Below are 20,972 nucleotides of genomic sequence, written 5' to 3' on the forward strand. Positions count from 1 at the left end.
GGTTAAAATTTGAATGAAACGATACAGCCAAATGTTTTAAAAGAAGGAAGATTGAAGAAGTCCAGCCCTCTTCCATTTTCTGTTTCGTAAAAAGTCTGGTTGGGATCTGTTCCTGTTTTTGCCTGCCAAAGCATAATATTATTGGTGTAAAAAGTAAATTTTAATGACCGCTGACCGTGATTAATAGGAAAGCCTGCAGACAGGGAAATATTATTGATCCTTATATAATCTGCCTTTTGAATATAATTTTCCGCTACTCCCGGGTAGCCGTACCTTGACCATCTGTTTTCCCGGACACTCCTGCCGGGATCATAAAAGTCTACAGGAATCTGATTGGTATTTCCATCAGAATGTACACCCTGAAAAACATAATTTTTAATATTCCTCTCTTCACCGGATGTATAAGAACGGCCATAATAGTCAAGAACAGCTTCAGTACCATTCCAGACCTGACCACCTTTTCGCCATTCCCAGTTAATATCCAAAGAAAACCTTTTGTAAGTGAAGTTATGATTGAATTTCATGACGAAATCAGGAGTAGGATCTGCTATAATCTTCATGCCTGCTGCTTTTTGAGGAAAGCCGTGTTCATCAATGATCAACTGCCCGTTGGCATTCCGTTCATAATAACTTCCCCTGATCGCACCGAGCACCTCTCCTTCTGTCAGTGTTTTGTAAATATCCTGAAATCCTGAAACGGCAGTATTATTATACCCTGAAGCAACACGATCCACAATATCCCTGTATTTAAAAAATGAAATTCTGTTGGTTGTAAAGAAATCATAGCCTAAACGCAGCCGGTCAGAGGTAAGGTTGAATTCATATCCGTTATAGGTATGGTCCGCCATATTTTTTAGTTTCAGCTGATTATTTTCAAACAGGGGGAAAACATCATCCTGAATTTTCCTTTTGAAATATTCTCCTTCCAGACTAAAATGATACCCGATATTCACTCTGGCACCTGCTTTCCATTCTACAGTATTGATATTGGACAGTCCCCTGAAAGTTTCCACTTCCCGGATTGGAAAATATTGGCTATTGTTCTCTGCTTTCAGTAAAGTAGTTGTATAAAACGCATAAGACCTTGTGATTTCCGGTTCGGAACTTAAACGGGTATAGCTTCCCAGAATTTTAAAATTAAAACGATTCCAGTTGAAAATATCTGCAAACTTCACATAAGCATTAGCCTGTGGAAGCCAATAGCTGTTTTTATCCGATGTATTGGAAATATAAAATGAATTTCCAAGATTGACTCCGGCTTCAAAATCACCATCGTAGATTTCCATATTATAATTCAGTATATAATCCTGTGAAGTCCTTAGATAGCTGTATTTCCGATCTGTCAGACTGTTATAAACCTCCGATTTTTTATCATTTAATATAAAATTAAAGAGAAAACTATTTTTAAAATCATAAAATCCCGGCAGTGTGTACCCAGCTTGTATATTGGAGTAATACAGGCTGTTATCCTGTTTTCTTTCATTGGAAATCCCATTGCTGAATCCGTAAGTTGATGGTTTATACATGTCCAGGTTCCAGATACTATTGTTCTCGTAAGATTGAGCGATATTCAGTTTAAAATCCTTCCACGACTTAGCTGCACTGAAGTTAACCTGCCTTTGATTATTCAGATAGTGATATTGATTATTCTGCATCAGAAGAAATGAAGGGTTATCTGCATACTGGCTATAACTTCTCTGTGAACCGTCATTTAACAGCAGCTGTTGTGCATTGGAAAATGAAACAGGGGTCAGCAGTGCATTCTGATATACTCTGTTAAAAAAACCTGCTCTGTTACCATTTGTGGCTTTATTTTCTTCATAATTGAAGGCCATATTGATGAAATAACCTCCCAGATTGGCAGTAAGTTTTGTTTTGAAGGTATGGGTATTGTTAAACTGATCCATAAAATACATCTGGTCCTTTTGCTGCCCCAGATCAAAAGACAGCCTGAACTTTTCAAGGTATTCTTCTTTTATAAAAAGATTTGCATTAAGCCGGTTACTGTATCCTACAATTGTCTTAAAAAGATCATTATCATATCCTTTTGCCCGTTGCAATCCATCTATCCATCGGACCAGTCTACCATTCTGATCATAGGCATAAGGCTGACCGTCCAATGCCAGTGTAGAAATATCCGGGCCGAAACTGAACAGCTCATTTGTTTCCGGCCCTTTCCATACAAGGTTTCCGTTTTCAGACCTTCCCTGTACATACTGATGCTGAATTTTAGGAATTACATTTCTGTTTTTAACTTCAACAGAGGTGGTAAAGCTTCCGTTAAAATATAAGGTTGTCCTGTTGAGATCCTTCAGGATATAAGTACTGTCATTCCGCTGTTTCAGTTTTCTTACATTATTTAGATAATGATCAGATCCTTTGCTTAAAACTGTTCCGGCATTTTCAATACTGAAATGATCTTTTATATTCTTTGAGGTCAGGCTGTCATAAGCTTTACTGTGAATACTGCTTACATACTTTTCATCCAGCTGATCTTTTAAAATGGTTTCCAGCTCTTTCAGCTGATAAGACGAGATTACCAGCATACTTTTACCCTGATTCCATGTCAGTGTATCATAAGGCTTTGCAGCAATGATGGCAAAACCTTTTTCATCAGTAAGTTCGTAGATCCCTGTGTTTTTATTATACACTTTCAGAAAGTTCTGAGCCTTATTTTTAGTTCCTAAAAATGTTCCTGAATAATAGAGTTGTGAATTCTGTGCCTGTAATCCGGTAATGGTAAAAGACAACAGCAGTAAGTAGCTTTTTTTCATCCATCAAAATATGCTTCAAGATAAAGAAAAAAAGAAATTCCCGGGGAAATTTCTTTTTTTTGATTGTAATTTAGTTTCTGATGACCTTAAAGGTTTCCCAAACCTCATCGGATCGGATCCGAAGCAGGTAAATACCTTGTGGATATGAGGTCATGTCAATAGTGTTTTTACCTTCACCCAGATGTTCTTTCCGCATGATAATTTTCCCGGCTATATCATAGACAAAAAGCTCATCAACAGCCTTTTTTGTTTTGATATGAACAGGACCTTTTGTAGGATTCGGAAATACAACGGTTCTGCTATCAGGCTGATTGTCAATTTCGGTTTCCATCTTTTTATTAAGATTTTGATTAGAAATTCCTTTGCTGCACTCCGGAAGGGTGGCTCTTTGAAGAATAAGCCTTAACAACAGGTCGTTAAGTTTCTCAACCTCATAAGATGCTGCAGTAGGCTTTATGTGATCATTCCCTATTCCGCTGTCATTCGTCAGGAATGTATAGGTACCGTTGGTAAGCAATGCAAATGTTCTCATCAGATATTCTGTTTCTTTACCGGTATCACTTGCTGCCAGCGGGATAATGGTAATTCCTTTTTTAGCTGCACTTTTTATTTTATCATACAGTTTTTTTGTATTTTCTTCTGACTGATGGGGGGGGGCATCCAAAATCAAAAACATAATTTTGGTTGAATTTTCATGACTCCATTTCAGTTCATCAATAGAAACCTGCATGGCTTCCACAACAGCCTCCGGAGTATCTCCACCGCCACTGGCTTTCTGCTTTTTGATAAAGCCTATTAAATCTTCCGCTCTGTCAGAAAAATCGAATTTCCGGGTCACATATTCATCTCCATTATCCCTGTAAAATACTGATCCGTATCTCACTTCTGTATTGCTTAATTTCGTTTCCACCTTCTTCAGAACGTCCAGCAGTTCAGACTGCAGATAAGAAATCTCATCTCCCATGGAACCTGTAGCATCCACCACAAAAGCAAGGTCCAGTTTTCGTTTTTCCAGACAGGTTTTATTGAGGACAATTACATTCTGACCGTTTTTAAATTCTCTGATATTGGAACTTATCATCTGCCCGGAACCATCTGCCAGATAATATTTACCGGAATCTGAGCTTTCATTGAGCATTGGGCTGATCCATAATTCAGCATTTCCTAAATTATCAGAAACGGCCTCCCAAATGACATTCTTCTTATCATCCAGCAGCTTAACTTTTTCGCCTACTACCGGTTTTTTATCTTTATTTACCAGCTGAACGGAAACCCTTCTGTCAGGAAAAAACTTCCAGGTATTTTTATAACGGTCGAGTTCAGGAACGGCAACATCCTTCCAGTAATCCCATTTAGAAAAATCATTCACCTCTCCTCCTGTCAGCTGCCCTGCTTTTGGGAGATCTTCTTCAGCCTCTTCAACAGGTTCTTTCACAGATTCATCTGTTCCTTTTGCCAATAATTCATTAAACTTTTCCCTTTCTGCCCTACGGAGACGTTTTGTTTTTATAATGATGACTCCGTTACTTGCTTTGCTTCCGAATATTGCAGCAGCTTCAGCACCTTTCATTACAGACATTTTCTTAATGCGTTCCGGATCCAGAATTTTTATAATTTCCATATTGGCAGGTTTTCCATTAACAATTACCAATGGTTTTGCCGAACTTCCTGCTACAGAACTCATTCCCCTGATCATCACTTTCATCTCTTTTCCTGATCCAGAAACTGATAAGCCGGCAACTTTCCCGCTTAGTTCTTTGGCTAGAGTGGTTTCGGTTGAGGCAACAACCGTACTGGATGATGTTATACTTTTTTCCCGCTTAACAGTAGCCTTATACCCCATTACCACGACCTCTTCTATATTCTTAACCACCCCACCTGAAGTCTCCATATGACGTTCAATTGGCGGAGGCGGCATATCTTCCCGTGATGATGAAACGGCGTCTAATGGTGAAACTACCGGAGCCGGCCTCGAAACAGGAACTGAAATTGAATTTACAGCCAGTTTTTCTATTACAGGCTTCGCATTCTTTTTCTCTTTCTGAATATTTTCTTTTGTTATCTGGTCAATTGTTGCAATATCTGTATTGGAAACCGGGGCAGGTGCTGTTTTACTTTCAGCGATTACCGGCTTCATAAGCTCAGCAGTATCTTTTTTATTCATAAAATAGAAGGCTCCCAAACCAATAATAAGACTGGCAGCAATCCCATAAGGAAACCAGAGAGGAATTATTTTCTTTTTCTCTTTTGGAGTATCCAGCTTCTCTTCAACTTTTTCCCACACTTTTTCAAAACCCGGAAAAACCGTTGGCTCTTCTGAAAGCCTCGAAGCTTCATTGAATTGTTGATCTATATGATTATTTTCCATTGTTGTAAAAGTTTAAATGTTTTGATTCACCAGAAGTTCCTGCAGTTTTTTCCTCGCAAAATTGAGCTGGGATTTTGAGGTCCCTTCGCTGATGGAAAGCATCGTTGCTATTTCTTTATGAGGATAGCCTTCAATGGCAAAAAGGTTAAAAATAGCCCTGCAGCCTTCCGGGAGGAAATTCAGCAGATTGAGGATATCTTTTTCCAGGGAAAGGTCTTCTGTATTGCTTTCGGGAGCATCTATCTTATTTTCTTCCAGAGAGATAAATAATGATTTATTGGCGCGTAACTTCTGAAGACACTCATTCACGGTAATTTTTCTGGCCCAGGCTTCGAAAGTATCCGGATTCTGAAGCTGGCTGATCTTCATAAAAATCTTGTAGAACGTATCGGCCAATACTTCTTCAATATCTTCATCGTTTTTCAGGTAGCGTCTGCAGACTGAATACAGCCTGCCCGCCATTTTCTCGTAGACCTTCCGCTGCGCATTGCGGTCGTTCCGCTGACATTCTAATAATAATTCTCGTTCCATAGTCAGGAGGTTATATGAGTATAGATGCGGGAATTTCCGGATGGGTTGGAAACATGGTAAACTTTTTTCTAAATTAAGGTAATTGGAGCAATCAGCAGATGCGCTTTCTTTACTTTTTCTTAAAAAACTTTAATTCTACATTTAACTTTTCCTTTTGTAACAAATCTCTGTTATTAACGACTATTAACGTAAATAATCTTTTTATAGTAATGAAAAATGCCAAAATTGCATCATTACTTTTTGTTTTGTCTGCAGGAAGTATGATGTTTGCCCAGGATGACTTAATCAACAAGTTAAAAAACAACCACTCACAAAATGCTAATTTCCAGTTCACAACGCTGAAAGACGTTGGTGCAACTTCTGTAAAGAACCAGGGTTCATCAGGAACATGCTGGAGCTACTCGGGAAACTCTTTCCTTGAATCTGAAATGCAGAGAATGGGTAAAAAACCTGTAGATCTTGCTGAAATTTTTACAGCCAGAAACTCTTATCATGATAAAGCGAAGTTATATGTATTGAATAACGGAGCCATCAGCTGGGGTGACGGAGGTGAGCTTCACGATGTAATCAACATGTACAAAAAATACGGTGCGGTTCCTCAGGATGTATATACCGGATTAAAAGCTGGCCAGACGACCAACAACTTCAAAGAGATGCAGGGGAAACTGAAGCCGGTTCTTGACAGCCTTGTACAGGCCTCTTCTAAAGGAAAACTTACAGATAACTGGATGGACTCCGTAGATGCGATCCTTGACGAATATTTAGGAAAAGTACCTGCAAACTTCACTTATGAAGGGAAAAACTATACTCCAAAGACATTTGCTAAGGAAGTAGTAGGAATTAATCCTGAAGATTATGTAGAATTGTCTTCTTACAAAGATTATCCATACTATCAGAAATTTGTAGTTCCGATTCCTGATAACTGGAGCCACGATTCTGACTGGAACGTTCAGATGAAAGATCTTACAGAAATTATTGACAATGCTGTAACTAAAGGATATTCTGTAGGTTGGGCAACTGACGTTTCAGAACCTTATTTCTCTTACAAAAACGGGGTAGCGTATGTTCCGGATATGGACCTGGACCAGATCAATGCTGATAATAAGCAGACTTTGTTCACAGAACCTAAAAAGGATAAAACCATTACTGAAGATATGCGTCAGAAAGGCCTTAACAATCTTTCTACAACCGATGACCACGGTATGCACATCGTAGGTTTGGCTAAAGACCAGACCGGTAAAGAATATTATATGGTGAAAAACTCCTGGGGGGTAACAAATGATTTCGCAGGATACCTTTATGTAACAAGACCATATGTGGAATATAAATCTACTGCAATTTTAGTACACAAAAATGCAATTCCGAAAAATATTCTGAAGCAACTGAAGCCAACTAAAAATATTGGTTTATAATAAAAAATCACTTCTGCCTTTGTAACGGCAGTTTTAGATATTTAAATCTGTTAAATAACGGGCGCCCGGAAATTCCGGGCGCCCGTTCGTTCTATGATATCCTGATCATTAGGTTTAAATCCTAAAAACCCGCCTTCAGAGATTCTGAAAGCGGGTTTCTTAATAAATAGGTGAAAATTAAATATAAAATAAAGTGAATTATGATGATTAATATGAATAGTGAATTGTCAGTTTTACTTCGTGAGTCAATAAAATATGCTGTTAAAAAATCAACAACGAAGCTCAACCTTAATCACGACTCCTATTAAAATAATACGCCCATACTTTCTGCTGAAAAGTCCAGAAGAGCTTCCGTGTTTCCATCCTTGATCTTCTGTACCCACTGGTGATCCTGTAAGATCGCACGTCCCACGGCAACAAGATCAAATTCTTCATTATCCAGCCTTCTGATCAGCTCTGTGAGATCGGTTTTCTCCGTTCCCTGCCCTGCAAAAGCATTAAGGAAATCTCCATTCAGACCAACAGATCCTACAGTAATGGAGGGCTGCCCGGTAATTTTCTTTGCCCATCCTGCAAAGTTCAGATCGGAACCGTCAAATTCCGGTTCCCAGAAACGGCGTTGCGAACAATGGAAAATATCCACTCCGGCTTCTTTTAAAGGAACTAACCACTCTTCCATTTCATTCGGAGTGAATGCCAGCCTGGTTTTATAATCTTGCTGCTTCCATTGTGAAAGGCGAAGGATAATGGTAAAGTCTTCCCCTACCGCTGCTCTGATTGCTTTGACTACTTCAACGGCAAACCGGCTTCTTTCTTTCAACGTTTTACCACCGTATTCGTCGGTTCTGGTATTGGTCACTTCCCAGAAAAACTGGTCGATGAGGTACCCGTGAGCGCCATGAATTTCAAGACAGTCAAAACCAAGGTCTTTAGCCGATTTTGCTGAAGCAGCAAACTGGGCAATCGTATCCTGGATATCTTCAATCGTCATTGTAGAAGCTTTTTCCATTGCTACCAGCGGATATTCTTCGGACATTCTTGTATCTCCAACATGCCAGATCTGAGGGCCCATTTTCCCACCATTCCTGTGAACGGTATCAATTACGTTTTTCCACCCGTTTAAAGCTTCTGTTCCGTAGAAATCCGGAATGTTCTGCAGATTTTTAGAACCCGGTCTGTTGATGACAGTTCCTTCTGAAAGGATCAAACCTACTTCTGAAGCTGCTCTTCTCCCGTAGTAATCTGCTATTTTCTGGGTAGGAACTCCATTGTCAGATTGTGCTCTTGTCATGGGAGCCATTACGATCCTGTTTTTTAGCTGTAAATTTTTATATTGGAATGGTTTAAATAACGATGATGTGTTCATATTAAAATTACATTTTACAATTGTTACACAAAGTAACTAATAATAGTTCGTTTTTGTATCCTTTATTCAAAAAATAGTGGTAACTTCGCAGTAACTTACATTAGTAACATTAAAGTAACTTTCTATGAAAAAGAATGAATTGATGCAATACAGCTGTCCTCTGGGTAAAGCTATGGCCGCATTGGGAAGCAAATGGAAGCCCATTATTGTTCTGGTCATCAAAGACCGCAAGCTGCGTTTCGGGGAACTTGCCGTACGTATTAATGTTATTTCAAGAAAGGTACTGACCGATCAGCTGCGAGAGATGGAAACTGATGGGCTGGTCATCCGTGAGGAATTTAAAGAACTTCCTCCGAGAGTAGAATATTCCCTTACAGAAAAAGGATTGGCATTACTTCCTATCCTATATCTGCTGGAAGAATGGGAAGCGAAATACCAGGTGAAGGGATCATATTCGGAAGAATGTATGGAACTGATTAAGGAAAAGAAAAAGGTAATTGAAATCTAAATTATTCTGGTCTTTTTAATTGTATGTTGTAAATTTCTGTTACATGGATGAGTATTGTATGCAAACTTCTTTTCTTTCAGCTCCATCCAATATTTGACAGCCTTTGTCATGCGGTTTCCATTTAAATCCACACAACTATCAGGATCGATTTTATTCCTAATTAAAAATTCCTTTTCAATATCGTTCATAGGATTATTGATAGTCTTTTCTTATAACCAGCATGTCTGCAAAAGGAGTGATCTTTTGATTCTTAATTATTTTCAGTCCGGATGGAGAAATGGAATCCATCCACTGTTTACGGCTTAAAAAATGAAAAGCTCCGATATTGAAGAAAATAAAATTGGTTGTATCTCGGAACTGTTCAGAAACAATGATCAGACCTCCTTTCTTCAGTATCCTTTTGGCTTCTTTAAAGAATAAAACCCTTTTCCCGTGATCTAAAATTTCATGAAGAGCCGTCACTGCAAGAATAACGTCCTGAGACTCATTTTCAAATGGCAGTTGATCCGGTGAAATTTTTATTTCCTTCGGGTTGGGAGGAAACATTTTTTTAGAGACCTCGATCCCGCTTTCATGCTCGTGCCTGTTTCCGTAAATATCACAGACCGTCAGGTTCAAATGAGGGTATTTCTCCTCCAGCCTTTGGGATAACGGATCAAAACTGGCGTGGATGAGAACTGCATTTTCTGTTTTGCTCCAATCGATTATTCCGTCTAAATCGTTCAGTTCATATAAACCGGATTTATCATAGAGAATATAAGAGGCTGCCAGTGAGGCAATGATATTGATTATAATAAGGGCTCCCAAACCTCTCATCAGGATAATCAGTATTGCTGAACCGATCTGAAATGAAAGTATGAAAAGAAACAGTGAAATAACAGCTCCAAGAAGAATCTTTTTATAGTTGAAAAGGATAACGAGGCGGGTAATTTTCATGGCAGTTTTCAGAATACAAATGACTGTTTTTCAAATGTACGAATTTCACTGATTTTATGGTTAAAAAAATAAAAACCGCTTACTGAAAGAAAGCGGTTTCAATTTATCTAAGATCCGATTAGAATATCGCAGGATATTTCTGAGGATTTGTTTCATTAAACATGGCGTAGATCTTTTCTACCATATCATCTGCAGATGGCTTACTGAAGTAGTCACCATCACTTGCATAAGCCGGTCTGTGATCGTTAGCAGCAATCGTCAACGGATCTGAATCCAGGTATCTGAATGCTTTCTGCTTTTCAAGGATCTGCTGTAAGATGAATCCTGTAGTTCCACCTTCCACATCTTCGTCAATCACAACTAATCTGTTGGTCTTCTTCACACTTTCAGCAATCTCATGAGATAAATCGAAAGGAATTAATGACTGGATATCGATCACTTCTGCAGAAATTCCAAGTTTCTCCAACTCGTTGGCTGCTTCAGTTACAATTCTCCATGTAGATCCGTAAGTTACCAAAGTAACATCTTTTCCTTCTTTTGTCACTTCAATTTTACCTACAGGAACGGTGAATTCACCTAAGTTATCAGGTTGCTTTTCTTTTAATCTGTATCCGTTCAGACATTCTACGATAATTGCAGGCTCATCAGCCTGAAGCATTGTATTATAGAATCCGGCAGCTTTTGTCAGGTTTCTAGGAACCAATACCAGAATACCTTTTGAAAGGTTAAGGATTCCTGCCATCGGAGAACCAGAATGCCAGATTCCTTCCAGTCTGTGCCCTCTTGTTCTGATGATCAGAGGGGCTTTCTGCCCTCCTTTTGTTCTGTAATGAACGGTTGCCAAATCATCACTCATCCCCTGCAAACAGTAAAGAACATAGTCTAAATACTGGATTTCAGCGATAGGCTTCAAACCTCTCATTGCCATTCCAATTCCCTGTCCAAGGATGGTAGCTTCACGGATTCCTGTATCAGCAATACGCAATGCACCATATTTTTCCTGCATCCCTTCCAATCCCTGGTTTACGTCACCGATATTTCCGGTATCTTCCCCAAAGATCAATGTTTCAGGATATTTTTCAAAAATTTTGTCGAAATTGTTTCTGATCACTACTCTACCGTCCACCTCTTCTGAGCTGTCTGAGTAAACAGGTTTGATCTCTCTGATGTTTTCAGCTTTCCATTCAGACTGGGAATATAAGTGAGATGAATAGTTATCTTTTTCTATCGCAGCAACTTCGTTGTACTTCTGCATCAGTTGGTTTCTTTCTGCAGAGTTTGTTCCTCTTGTTGCCAGTAAAGCTTTTCTTACCAGATGGAAGATATCTTTTTTAGCTTTGGAAACTAATTTATTAAACTGAGTGATATATGCTTCCACTTCAGTATTTTCTCCTTTAAGGTTTTCTACTAAAGGTAAAATAGAATGGATCAGCTCTTTAATGGCATTCTGGTAGTTATCCCATGCAGCTTTCTGTCCTGATTTAGCCGCCTTTTTTGCTTCTTCATCAATAGCCTCCAGCTCTTCAGCGGTAGCAATTACTTCTTCTTTGCCATCAATTTCAATGGAATAATTTAAAATCCATTCTTTAAACTTGGCCAATCCGTCATATTCAGCTTCCCATGCCAGACGCTCTTCACTTTTATATCTTTCGTGAGATCCTGATGTAGAGTGCCCCTGAGGCTGGGTTACATCTACCACGTGCACTACTACCGGAACGCTTTCTGTTCTTGCAAAATGCTCAGCTTTAGCATAAGCATCCAGTAATGCAGGATAATCCCATGCTTTCACCTGAATAATCTCACATCCCTGCTTTTCTCCTTCTTTTCTCTGGAAACCGCTCAGCATTTCGCTGATATCCCCTTTTGCTCTCTGGTTTTTGGTAGGAACAGAAATTCCGTATCCGTCATCCCAGATAGAAACGATCATTGGAACCTGAAGCGCACATGCAGCATTCAGCGTTTCCCAGAAATGACCTTCTGCTGTAGAAGCATCACCAATGGTTCCGAAGGCAATTTCATTACCATCTTTAGAGAACTTCTCAGAACCTTCAAATTTTACATTTTTATAAATTGTAGAAGCCTGAGCCAGCCCTAATAATCTAGGCATCTGACCAGCCGTAGGAGAAATATCTGAAGAGATATTCTTCTGAGCTGTAAGATCTTTCCAGCTTCCGTCTTCATTTAAACTTCTTGTTGCGAAATGCCCGTTCATCTGTCTTCCTGCTGAAGCAGGCTCTCTTTCCACGCTTGTATCTGCATACATCTGTGCAAAGAAACTTTCTACGGTCAAAGCATCTATTGCTAATGCAAAAGTCTGGTCCCTGTAATATCCTGAACGGAAGTCCCCATTTCTGAAAACTTTCGCCATTGCCAGCTGAGGAAGCTCTTTACCATCCCCAAAAATTCCGAATTTAGCTTTTCCGGTGAGTACTTCTCTTCTTCCGAGATAAGACATTTCACGAGAGATCCTTCCTAACCTGTAGTCTCCAAGTATCTGATTTTTAAAATCTTGAAAGGATATTTGCTGTGTTTCAATATAGGTTGTTTGCATAGCTAAGTAAAAAAGTTTTTAATCTTCAAGTATTTTGCTAATATACAATTTTTAAATTAATTTTAATTTTTAATAATCTTTTTTAAAAATTTGATAATAAAAAAAATTGTGCTTTATTTTGAAAAAAATTGTAAAGATGGAGAAAAAGTCACCTCATATCCTGAATGCATCGAGCAATCTTTTAGGCTTTTCACTGATCATCATTACGTCATTGAAAATCGCTAAAATCAGCCACAATACGTATTTGGACGAATTTGCGGGCCTTGCCTGCATGCTTTTTGCCTGTAGCTGCTTCTTTTCGTTTCTGGCCATCAGAACAAAAAACGAAAAGCGGGAATACACGTTTGAGAGTATTGCGGATTATTTATTTTTAATCGCTTTATTTTGTATAGTCCTGGCAGTTATTATTGTAACTCTGAAAATAATTTAATTTAAAATTTCCGTTCCATTCCATAGTCCGGGATACTATATAAAGAAAGTGTTCTGTATACAATTTCAGTTTCCCGAAACCATATACAAAACACTCCCTGTTTTAATTACGCTGTAAAGGCAGAATTATATCTTCTGAACGGTCACATTGGTAACATTTCCACTTCCTGTAGAGCCTGTTTCTGTTGCAATAATGGTTGCATTTTGATTGGGAGCTGCGGTAAAACGGATCTGATATCCAGCTGTAGGAGCGACAACCACGGTTGTATAATTCATCAGTTCACCTACAGTTCCAGAAGCAGCAACTGCGTTATAATGGCTTCCTCTTCCCAGATAATTGGCATCCGGTACAGGTCTGATGCCGATCAGCAGCTGAGTATCTGCGGGCATATTGGTAAAACTGGCCTGTAACGTTACCAGATAATTCCCGGCCTGATTAAAGGTGAGTACTCCGGTTCCTGTATTATAAGAATAGAACGGAGAGGTTGCCAGCGGTGTAGCGAATAATAAAGTGGTAATGGTAGAAGAACTGATGTTCTGGTTAGCCGCCAAACGTGCATGAAACAGAGAATAAGCAGTAAAATCTATAGTCTTCAGGACTCCATTAGCATCCGCTACAACAACCCTGTCGGTCCCCCCAATACCTATATTCGAATTAATATTACGGATACGGGCGTTTCCAGAAGCCACATCCAGTTTTTCTGTGGGAGAAGTTGTACCTATCCCTACCTTGGCACCTGAAGTAACGCTAAAATCATTATCCTGCTGGGTTGCAGAAGGAATTCCTGTAGCAGGATTGTCTTTAGATCCGTCAATATGAAAAGTTGTCTGGGGATTTTGAGTACCTATTCCCACCTGTGCGTACGTAAGAAAGCTTGAACTGATAGCACACGCTATCATCATCGTTTTGATTTTTTTCATTATCTGTTGTTTTTTGTTACGACAAATAAACAAAAATTATATTGAAAATCAATGATTTATTAACAAGTACTTTATTTGAATTATGCAAAATATTAATTTACAGCAATTTATTGATATAAAAAAAGCCATATAATCACAACTCATTGAATTATTGAAAGATACGGATATTTTACCTACCACATTAAGGATCCGATATCCCATGCAGGTTTAAAGGAAATAAGAGAACAGAAAAGTCAGGATTGGCAGAAAAATGTTAAAATCAGAATTTTCTTTCAATAACATAATCCAGCATAATATGCAATGATTTTCTTGCTTCAGAATCCGGGAATTCATTCAGGATATCTTTTGCTTTCTGCTGAAAATCCTTCATGACTGTAATGGAATATTCCAGCCCGCCAGAACTTTTTACAAATTCGATCAGTTCTTTTACCCGTTTTGGATTGTTATTGTAGCGTTTAATGGTATCGAAATAATACTTTCTATCCTTTTCACCAGCTGTTTTAAGGGTATGAATCAAAGGCAGGGTCATTTTCTGTTCTTTAATATCAATTCCCACAGGCTTACCGATCACATTGGAACTTAAATAATCGAACAGGTCATCTTTGATCTGAAAAGCCATTCCGGTATATGTTCCGAAATCCATCATTTTCTTCGCCAGCGCTTCGTCTGTACTGTTGGAAAGGACTCCTATTTCACAACAGGCAGCAATCAGGGTAGCAGTTTTCTGACGGATGATCTCATAATACACCTCTTCCGTAATATCCAGTTTTCTGGCCTTTTCCAGCTGAAGAAGCTCTCCTTCAGACATTTCACGGATCGTTCTTGAAATCACCCCCAGTAGATCATAATCTTTATGGTCTGTAGACAGCAATACTGATTTCGACAGAAGATAATCTCCTACCAAAACAGCAATTTTGTTCTTCCACAAAGCATTGATAGAAAAGAAATTACGGCGTTTAAAACTTTCGTCCACCACATCATCATGTACCAGGGTGGCCGTATGGATCAGCTCGATCATCGAAGCACCACGATAGGTTTTCTCCGTCACATCACCCACCAGCTTGGCACAGAGAAAGACAAACATAGGACGCATCTGCTTCCCTTTGGTGGTCACAATAAAACGGGTTACTTTATCTAATAAAGGTACTTTACTCTGCATCGATTCATAAAACTTCTGTTCAAAAAGTTTCATTTCCTCGTTGATCGGTCGTTTAATCTCTTCTACTGTATTTGCCACAATCTGCGAATGCTGGGTGAATAATTATTAATTCTCACAAAGATAATTTTTTTCGCTCAATTTTAAGAGAAAATTAATCCTTGAGTTGATCTTTGGGGATAAAATAAAGTGAAGGTTTTACACTTCCCAACGGAGATCTGAATTTTTCCCCTGAAATATAAATTCCTGTTTCATCTACGGTAATTCCTTCGATCTGGCTTACAGACAAAGAACTTCCGAGATAATAATGCTTAGGAACTTCCTTAAAAAATATTCCCGGTTCTGTTTCTGTAAAAATATCTAAAAATACCTCTGTCTTTTTGGTATATCCTATCAGATACAGTTTTTTCTCAAAATAAGCGGCATCGGTGACCACAAAATTGGTTTTATAGGACTCTGCCTTTACGGCATCCTGTTTTTCATAGTTTTCGGGATCAATGATGTAGTGGGTTGTAGACCTTGCCGACCATTCTTTGGTGAAAAGGTGAATTTTCCCGTTGAGAATGATCATGGCCTCCGCATCAAAATCAGTCTTTAAATAGCCATCACCGAATACTTCCTGCTCCGGATACTGAAAAGAAATCTTCCTGATTGCGTTATTCTGTAAGCTGTCATTCTGAAAAGGTACTTTATAGATTTCAAGATCTTTTCTCTTTCCATCATTATTTCCGAAATCTCCTATATAAAAATGGGTTCCGTCATTGGCCAGGGCTTCCCAGTCTTTATTCCTGGCGTTAACCCTGAATGTATTTACAATTGCTCCAGATGTTTTGCTGATCTCAAACAATTCCGGATCATTTCCACTGTCATTGAAGGTATAGAGTTTACCATTCAGCATGCTCAGCCCGGAAGTTTCCCTGATCTTATCATCCAAATGACCGATTCTGTATTTTTTTATTTTCAGGAAATCAGTTTGTTGGGAGAATGCAGATGATGCTGTGATGAGCATAATGAGCAGAAGAAGTTTTTTCATGATACAAAAATAGGCGTTTATGTTTAAATGGAGGGCGGACATGATCCGGGTTATGGGGATTATTATAAGACAGAACTATCCTGAGGTTTATTAATAAAAGGGATAAAATAGAAAAACGGGCCAAATAGCCCGCTTTTCCCTGAGATTTCTATTGATATTAAACAGAAGTTAAGCAGTTTTCTGCTTTTCCTGAGTTTGCTGTTGTTCTTTTTTCTTTTCCTGTCTGGCAAAGTATTCTTTCTGGTATTGTCTTACCGTTTTTCCGGTTCCGTCATGCCTCCATCCCGGAGAGTTGAAGATATAATTAATCCTGTCTGTGAATTTCAGCCCCGGCTGCTTCAGGTCTTTCCAGATCTTTCTCCATTCATAGAAAAGAACGGTATCGGGTCTGTTGTCCGGCATTTTCGGGTAAATTCCATATTTTACCGGCACATCAGGATCTTCTTTCTGAAAGGTTCCGAAAATTTTATCCCAGATGATCAGGCACATCCCCATATTCTTATCCAGGTATTTCACATTACATGCATGATGTACACGATGGTGGGAAGGAGTTACCAGGATATGTTCCAGGAATCCCATACTCTTCACGGTCTGTGTATGCACCCATGTTCCGTATACCTGCCCGATAGCGTAAGCTACCATGATATGCCATGGATTAAAGCCTAAAAATGCTAATGGTGAAAAATATAAATATCTGTAAAGCGGCTGCAGTACAGGACTTCTGAATCCCGTGGTGAGGTTGAAATATTCTGAACTATGGTGTGTGATATGAACTGCCCAGAATGCCCTGGATCTGTGGTCTACATAATGGAGAACGTAATAGGCAAAATCTGTAATCACAAAACAGGCCAGCAAATACCAGATGCTGAGATCCCATGAAAAAATTCTGTGGCTGTAAAAGAAAAACATCACCCCCATAGCGAATGCTTTCATGATGAGGTCAAGACCGAAATTCATCAGTGCCAGATAAACATTGGTAGCAAGATCTTTTCCGCTATACAGCTTGGCTTCTGAAACGTGGCTGTAAATCATTTCAGCTAAAATCACAGTGGCATGCAACGGAATAGCCCAGGCATACACATGTTCCAGCCCGTCCTCGCTCATAATAAAATCCATCATCACTAAATAATTTATGCAAAGGTAGGGTTTTAAGCGATGCTTTAACGGGAATTTAAGTTTTTTTTAAGGAAATTTTAATCCGCTGTTTTGTTGGCCAACTGCCCGCAGGCAGCGTCAATATCACCTCCACGGCTTCTTCTGACCATCACAGTAATTCCTGCATTTTCAAGCTGACGGATATAGTTTTCTTCCGCCTGTTTGTTGCACTGGTCGTATTTTCCGTCCCCGATCGGATTGTATTGAATAAGGTTAACTTTAGAAGGTACCTGTTTGCAGTATTTTATCAGAGCTTTAATGTCCTCATCCCCATCATTGATCCCTTTCCAGACACAGTATTCGAAAGTAATCACAGAACCGGTTTTCTGATACCAGTACTGAAGGGCTTCCATAATATCCGTTAACGGAAATTTGTCAGAGAAAGGCATGATCTCATTACGCTTGGATTCTATGGCAGAATGAAGGGACAGTGCCAGTTTCACACGCAGCTCATCATCTGCAAGCATTTTGATCATTTTAGGAATACCTGATGTAGAAACAGTAATTCTTCTTGGAGACATTCCCAATCCTTCCGGCTGGGTGATCTTCCTGATGGCTTCCACTACATTTTTGTAGTTCATCATCGGCTCTCCCATTCCCATGAATACGATATTGGAAAGAGGTCTGTCAAAATACATGCGGCTTTGGCTGTCAATGAGGGCTACCTGGTCTACAATTTCCGCTACTTCAAGGTTTCTCATCCTTTTCAGTTTTGCGGTAGCACAGAATTCGCAGTTCAATGAGCAGCCTACCTGTGAAGAAACACAGGCTGTGGTTCTTGTTTCTGTTGGAATAAGAACAGATTCCACCAGTAATCCGTCGTGAAGTTTCACTCCGTTTTTGATGGTTCCGTCGGTACTTTTCTGAAGCAGGTCTACGGAAACAGGATTAATGGTATATTCTTCGGAAATTTTTTCACGAAGGGTTTTCGAAAGATTCGTCATTTCATCGATCGAATGGAGGTTTTTACTCCATAGCCAGTCATAGACCTGTTTCGCACGAAACGGCTTTTCTCCTAAAGATACAAAGTAGTCTTTAAGCTGATCTAGTGATAATGTACGGATGTCTTTCATTGTAAGGTTGCAGATTTTAGGTTTCAGGTCGCAGGTAAGTACTCCCTGCAACCTTTTCCCTAATATCTTTTTTATAAAATTAACATTGCATCACCGTAAGAATAGAATTTATACTTTTCTTTTACGGCTTCTTCATAAGCATGCATTACGAAATCTCTTCCGGCAAATGCAGCAATCATCATGATCAGTGTAGACTTCGGTGTGTGGAAGTTCGTGATCATTGAGTTAGCAACTCCGAAATCGTGAGGCGGATAAATGAATTTATTGGTCCAGCCATTGAAAGCAGAGATTTTTTTGTTAGAAGAAACAGAAGTTTCCAGCGCTCTCATTGTAGTAGTTCCTACAGCACAAACTCTTCTGTGGGCATCTACTGCCTTGTTGATGATCGCAGCGTTTTTCTCATCGATGATGATCTCCTCAGATTCCATTTTGTGCTTGGACAGATCTTCCACCTCAATCGGGTTGAAAGTTCCCAATCCTACGTGAAGGGTAACTTCAGCAAAATTGATTCCTTTGATCTCTAATCTCTTCATCAGATGCTTAGAGAAGTGAAGACCTGCTGTAGGTGCAGCAACTGCTCCTTCCACTTTTGCATAGATCGTCTGATATCTTTCTGCATCTTCCGGTTCTACAGCTCTTTTGATATATTTTGGAAGCGGAGTTTCTCCCAGTTCTTTTAATTTCGTTCTGAATTCTTCATAAGAACCGTCGAATAAGAATCTTAATGTTCTACCTCTTGAAGTCGTATTGTCAATAACCTCAGCGACTAAAGACTCATCTTCCGTGAAGAATAATTTGTTACCAATTCTGATTTTTCTTGCAGGATCTACCAAAACATCCCAAACTCTGGTTTCTTTATCAAGTTCTCTCAATAAGAAAACTTCAATTTTAGCTCCGGTTTTTTCTTTGTTTCCGTAAAGACGTGCAGGGAAAACCTTAGTATTGTTGAAGATAAACAAATCCTCTTCATCAAAATAATCCACTACATCTTTGAATAATTTGTGCTCGATAGTCTGTGTTTTTCTATCAAGTACCATTAGTCTCGCTTCGTCTCTGTGCTCTGATGGGTGTTCTGCCAATAATTCCGCAGGAAGATCAAAATTAAAATCTGATGTTTTCATTTTTTAAATTACGGTTTAAAAATTACTGAAATTACAAGGTGTAATTTTCGGAGTGCAAATATACGACATTGAACACCCCTTTGTCAAGTATTATTTACAATCAAATATAAAACCGTGAATTTACGGGGGAGTTTCAAGGCATAAAAAGAGTATTTTTGAAAAAATTAAATTCAATATGGAGCCTGTAAGTACAATATACTTCATTGATAATCCGTATCCTGACGGTCATACCATTGAAACTTTCAGCTGGAGCGGGCGGATTGATGAATATGGATTTATCTGGTTTGATTTTCATTTAAAAACTGAAAATTATTATGCCAATGATGACGAAAACATCGAGGAGGAAGACGAAAATCTGTCAGATTGGGACTCCAAAATCGTATGGAGAAATTATCATGCCTGTACACTTTCTTCCCATTATTGGGGAGAACAGAGAGGAATCAGGATTAACAATCTTGATGAAAAATTAGATTTCGATGCTGTTGTTCAAAATGACCTTTTCAGTAATGATCTCCCTTCTGAAGAACATTCTGATGATGATGATCTTGCTTTCAGCATCTACCTGCTGGGGCATGACAGCTGTGCCGGACATCAGATCAGGTTTTCAAAAACAGATAATAATCGGTATAATATTATATGGACGGGTAAAATAGCATTAACTTATGCGGGTGATGATGAGTTTTCCCATGATTTCAAAGCAGAGATTTTCAATGCAGAATTCGAAGGTTTTCATTACCCTAAAACCTGGTCGCTGGAAAAAGCAACTGAAATGTTCAAAGCCCGGCTTGCCAATTTTGAAGCGTACGAATTTGTAGATCTGAATCCTAAAAGTAACAAAAGAGAGTATAAACTCGACCAACTGAAATAATCACACTATAAAACCAACAAATAAAAAATATCATTATGAGCAAATATTCGATTGAAGCATTTATCAATGAAACGAAAGAAAATCCGCAGCAAAGAGATTATTTTGAACTGGAAACGAAACACCTTCTGGAAATCAACCTTAATAATCAGGCAGTATGGACGAAGAGAGGAAGCATGGTAAGTTATGTGGGAAATATCAATTTTGAAAGACAGGGAATGCTGTCCGGAGGAATTGGAAATCTTTTAAAGAAAGCGATCAGTGGTGAAGGAGCCAGGCTGATGAAAGCGGAAGGTACAGGAAAACTGTATGTGGCAGACTCCGGGAAGAAAGTCCGTATTTTATATCTGAATAATGAATCTGTCTGTGTGAACGGAAATGACGTTCTTGCCCACGAACAAAGTGTAAAAAGTGATATCACCATGCTGAAAAGTATTGCCGGAATGATGTCCGGAGGTCTTTTTCAGGTAAAGCTTTCAGGAACGGGACATATTGCGATTACCACTCACGGTGATCCCCTGACTCTGGTGGTAACTCCAGATACACCAGTCTTCACAGATCCTAATGCTACTGTTGCATGGTCCGGAAACCTGAGCCCGGAACTGAAAACCAATGTTTCTTTCAAAAGCCTTATCGGAAGGGGAAGCGGTGAAGAATTCCAGATGAAATTCTCAGGGCACGGATGGGTACTGATCCAGCCTTATGAAGAAGTGTACTATATGGAAAAATAAGATGTACCTTGGGCAATTTTTGTACTTTAGTAAAAACTAAAA

17 protein-coding genes are annotated in these 20,972 nt (G+C 39.0%); 5 read left to right on the plus strand and 12 right to left on the minus strand.

Annotated features, from left to right (window positions below; genetic code table 11):
• Positions 1 to 2: 2 nt before the first annotated feature.
• The 3 genes from BBI00_RS09605 to BBI00_RS09615 all read right to left on the minus strand — a co-directional run bounded on the left by BBI00_RS09605 (position 3) and on the right by BBI00_RS09615 (position 5,673).
• Positions 3 to 2,774 carry a hypothetical protein gene (locus BBI00_RS09605; protein ID WP_065398556.1) on the minus strand — a complete coding sequence of 924 codons (2,772 nt, stop codon included), beginning with the start codon at positions 2,772 to 2,774 and terminating at the stop codon, positions 3 to 5.
• A 70-nt stretch (positions 2,775 to 2,844) separates the two neighbouring features.
• Positions 2,845 to 5,142, minus strand: a complete 2,298-nt coding sequence (locus BBI00_RS09610) for a T9SS type A sorting domain-containing protein (RefSeq protein WP_065398557.1) — start codon at positions 5,140 to 5,142, stop codon at positions 2,845 to 2,847.
• Positions 5,143 to 5,154: 12 nt separating this feature from the next.
• Complete coding sequence (locus BBI00_RS09615; protein ID WP_065398558.1) at positions 5,155 to 5,673, minus strand: RNA polymerase sigma factor; 519 nt, start codon at positions 5,671 to 5,673, stop codon at positions 5,155 to 5,157.
• A gap of 209 nt (positions 5,674 to 5,882) precedes the next feature.
• Between BBI00_RS09615 and BBI00_RS09620 the strand changes: the two genes are divergently transcribed.
• Positions 5,883 to 7,085: a C1 family peptidase gene (locus BBI00_RS09620; RefSeq protein WP_065398559.1), complete on the plus strand. Its 1,203-nt coding sequence runs from the start codon at positions 5,883 to 5,885 to the stop codon at positions 7,083 to 7,085.
• A 304-nt stretch (positions 7,086 to 7,389) separates the two neighbouring features.
• Here BBI00_RS09620 and BBI00_RS09625 read toward each other — a convergent pair whose 3' ends face one another.
• Positions 7,390 to 8,451: an NADH:flavin oxidoreductase gene (locus tag BBI00_RS09625; protein WP_065398560.1), complete on the minus strand. Its 1,062-nt coding sequence runs from the start codon at positions 8,449 to 8,451 to the stop codon at positions 7,390 to 7,392.
• Positions 8,452 to 8,575: 124 nt separating this feature from the next.
• Between BBI00_RS09625 and BBI00_RS09630 the strand changes: the two genes are divergently transcribed.
• Positions 8,576 to 8,959 carry a winged helix-turn-helix transcriptional regulator gene (locus tag BBI00_RS09630; protein WP_065398561.1) on the plus strand — a complete coding sequence of 128 codons (384 nt, stop codon included), beginning with the start codon at positions 8,576 to 8,578 and terminating at the stop codon, positions 8,957 to 8,959.
• A 192-nt stretch (positions 8,960 to 9,151) separates the two neighbouring features.
• Here the strand turns inward: BBI00_RS09630 and BBI00_RS09640 are convergent, their stop codons facing one another.
• Both BBI00_RS09640 and BBI00_RS09645 read right to left on the minus strand, forming a co-directional pair.
• Positions 9,152 to 9,895, minus strand: a complete 744-nt coding sequence (locus BBI00_RS09640) for a methyltransferase domain-containing protein (RefSeq protein WP_065398563.1) — start codon at positions 9,893 to 9,895, stop codon at positions 9,152 to 9,154.
• 118 nt (positions 9,896 to 10,013) lie between these two features.
• On the minus strand, positions 10,014 to 12,446 hold the full coding sequence (locus BBI00_RS09645) for an alpha-ketoacid dehydrogenase subunit alpha/beta (protein WP_065398564.1): 2,433 nt from the start codon (positions 12,444 to 12,446) through the stop codon (positions 10,014 to 10,016).
• 136 nt (positions 12,447 to 12,582) lie between these two features.
• On the opposite strand from BBI00_RS09645, the gene BBI00_RS22950 reads away from it, so the two are divergent.
• Positions 12,583 to 12,876 carry a hypothetical protein gene (locus BBI00_RS22950; protein WP_083988467.1) on the plus strand — a complete coding sequence of 98 codons (294 nt, stop codon included), beginning with the start codon at positions 12,583 to 12,585 and terminating at the stop codon, positions 12,874 to 12,876.
• 125 nt (positions 12,877 to 13,001) lie between these two features.
• On the opposite strand, the gene BBI00_RS09650 is transcribed toward BBI00_RS22950, so the two are convergent.
• From BBI00_RS09650 to queA, 6 genes are all read right to left on the minus strand, one after another.
• Entirely contained in the window at positions 13,002 to 13,796 is a 795-nt protein-coding gene (locus BBI00_RS09650) for a hypothetical protein (RefSeq protein WP_065398565.1), read from the minus strand.
• A 259-nt stretch (positions 13,797 to 14,055) separates the two neighbouring features.
• Complete coding sequence (locus tag BBI00_RS09655; RefSeq protein ID WP_065398566.1) at positions 14,056 to 15,033, minus strand: polyprenyl synthetase family protein; 978 nt, start codon at positions 15,031 to 15,033, stop codon at positions 14,056 to 14,058.
• Between the two features lie 73 nt (positions 15,034 to 15,106).
• A complete protein-coding gene (locus BBI00_RS09660) occupies positions 15,107 to 15,985 on the minus strand; it encodes a hypothetical protein (protein WP_083988468.1) in 879 nt (292 codons plus the stop codon).
• Between the two features lie 168 nt (positions 15,986 to 16,153).
• On the minus strand, positions 16,154 to 17,104 hold the full coding sequence (locus BBI00_RS09665; RefSeq protein ID WP_065398567.1) for a sterol desaturase family protein: 951 nt from the start codon (positions 17,102 to 17,104) through the stop codon (positions 16,154 to 16,156).
• Between the two features lie 74 nt (positions 17,105 to 17,178).
• Positions 17,179 to 18,213, minus strand: coding sequence for a 23S rRNA (adenine(2503)-C(2))-methyltransferase RlmN (gene rlmN / locus BBI00_RS09670; RefSeq protein ID WP_065399695.1), 1,035 nt, complete (start codon positions 18,211 to 18,213; stop codon positions 17,179 to 17,181).
• Positions 18,214 to 18,284: 71 nt separating this feature from the next.
• Positions 18,285 to 19,334, minus strand: a complete 1,050-nt coding sequence (queA, locus tag BBI00_RS09675) for a tRNA preQ1(34) S-adenosylmethionine ribosyltransferase-isomerase QueA (RefSeq protein WP_065398568.1) — start codon at positions 19,332 to 19,334, stop codon at positions 18,285 to 18,287.
• Between the two features lie 175 nt (positions 19,335 to 19,509).
• Here queA and BBI00_RS09680 point away from each other — a divergent pair, with 175 nt between their 5' ends.
• On the plus strand, positions 19,510 to 20,202 hold the full coding sequence (locus BBI00_RS09680; protein WP_065398569.1) for a hypothetical protein: 693 nt from the start codon (positions 19,510 to 19,512) through the stop codon (positions 20,200 to 20,202).
• 35 nt (positions 20,203 to 20,237) lie between these two features.
• On the plus strand, positions 20,238 to 20,930 hold the full coding sequence (locus BBI00_RS09685; RefSeq protein WP_065398570.1) for an AIM24 family protein: 693 nt from the start codon (positions 20,238 to 20,240) through the stop codon (positions 20,928 to 20,930).
• Positions 20,931 to 20,972: the final 42 nt, after the last annotated feature.

Source organism: Chryseobacterium arthrosphaerae (assembly GCF_001684965.1).
Taxonomy (GTDB): Bacteria; Bacteroidota; Bacteroidia; order Flavobacteriales; family Weeksellaceae; genus Chryseobacterium; species Chryseobacterium arthrosphaerae.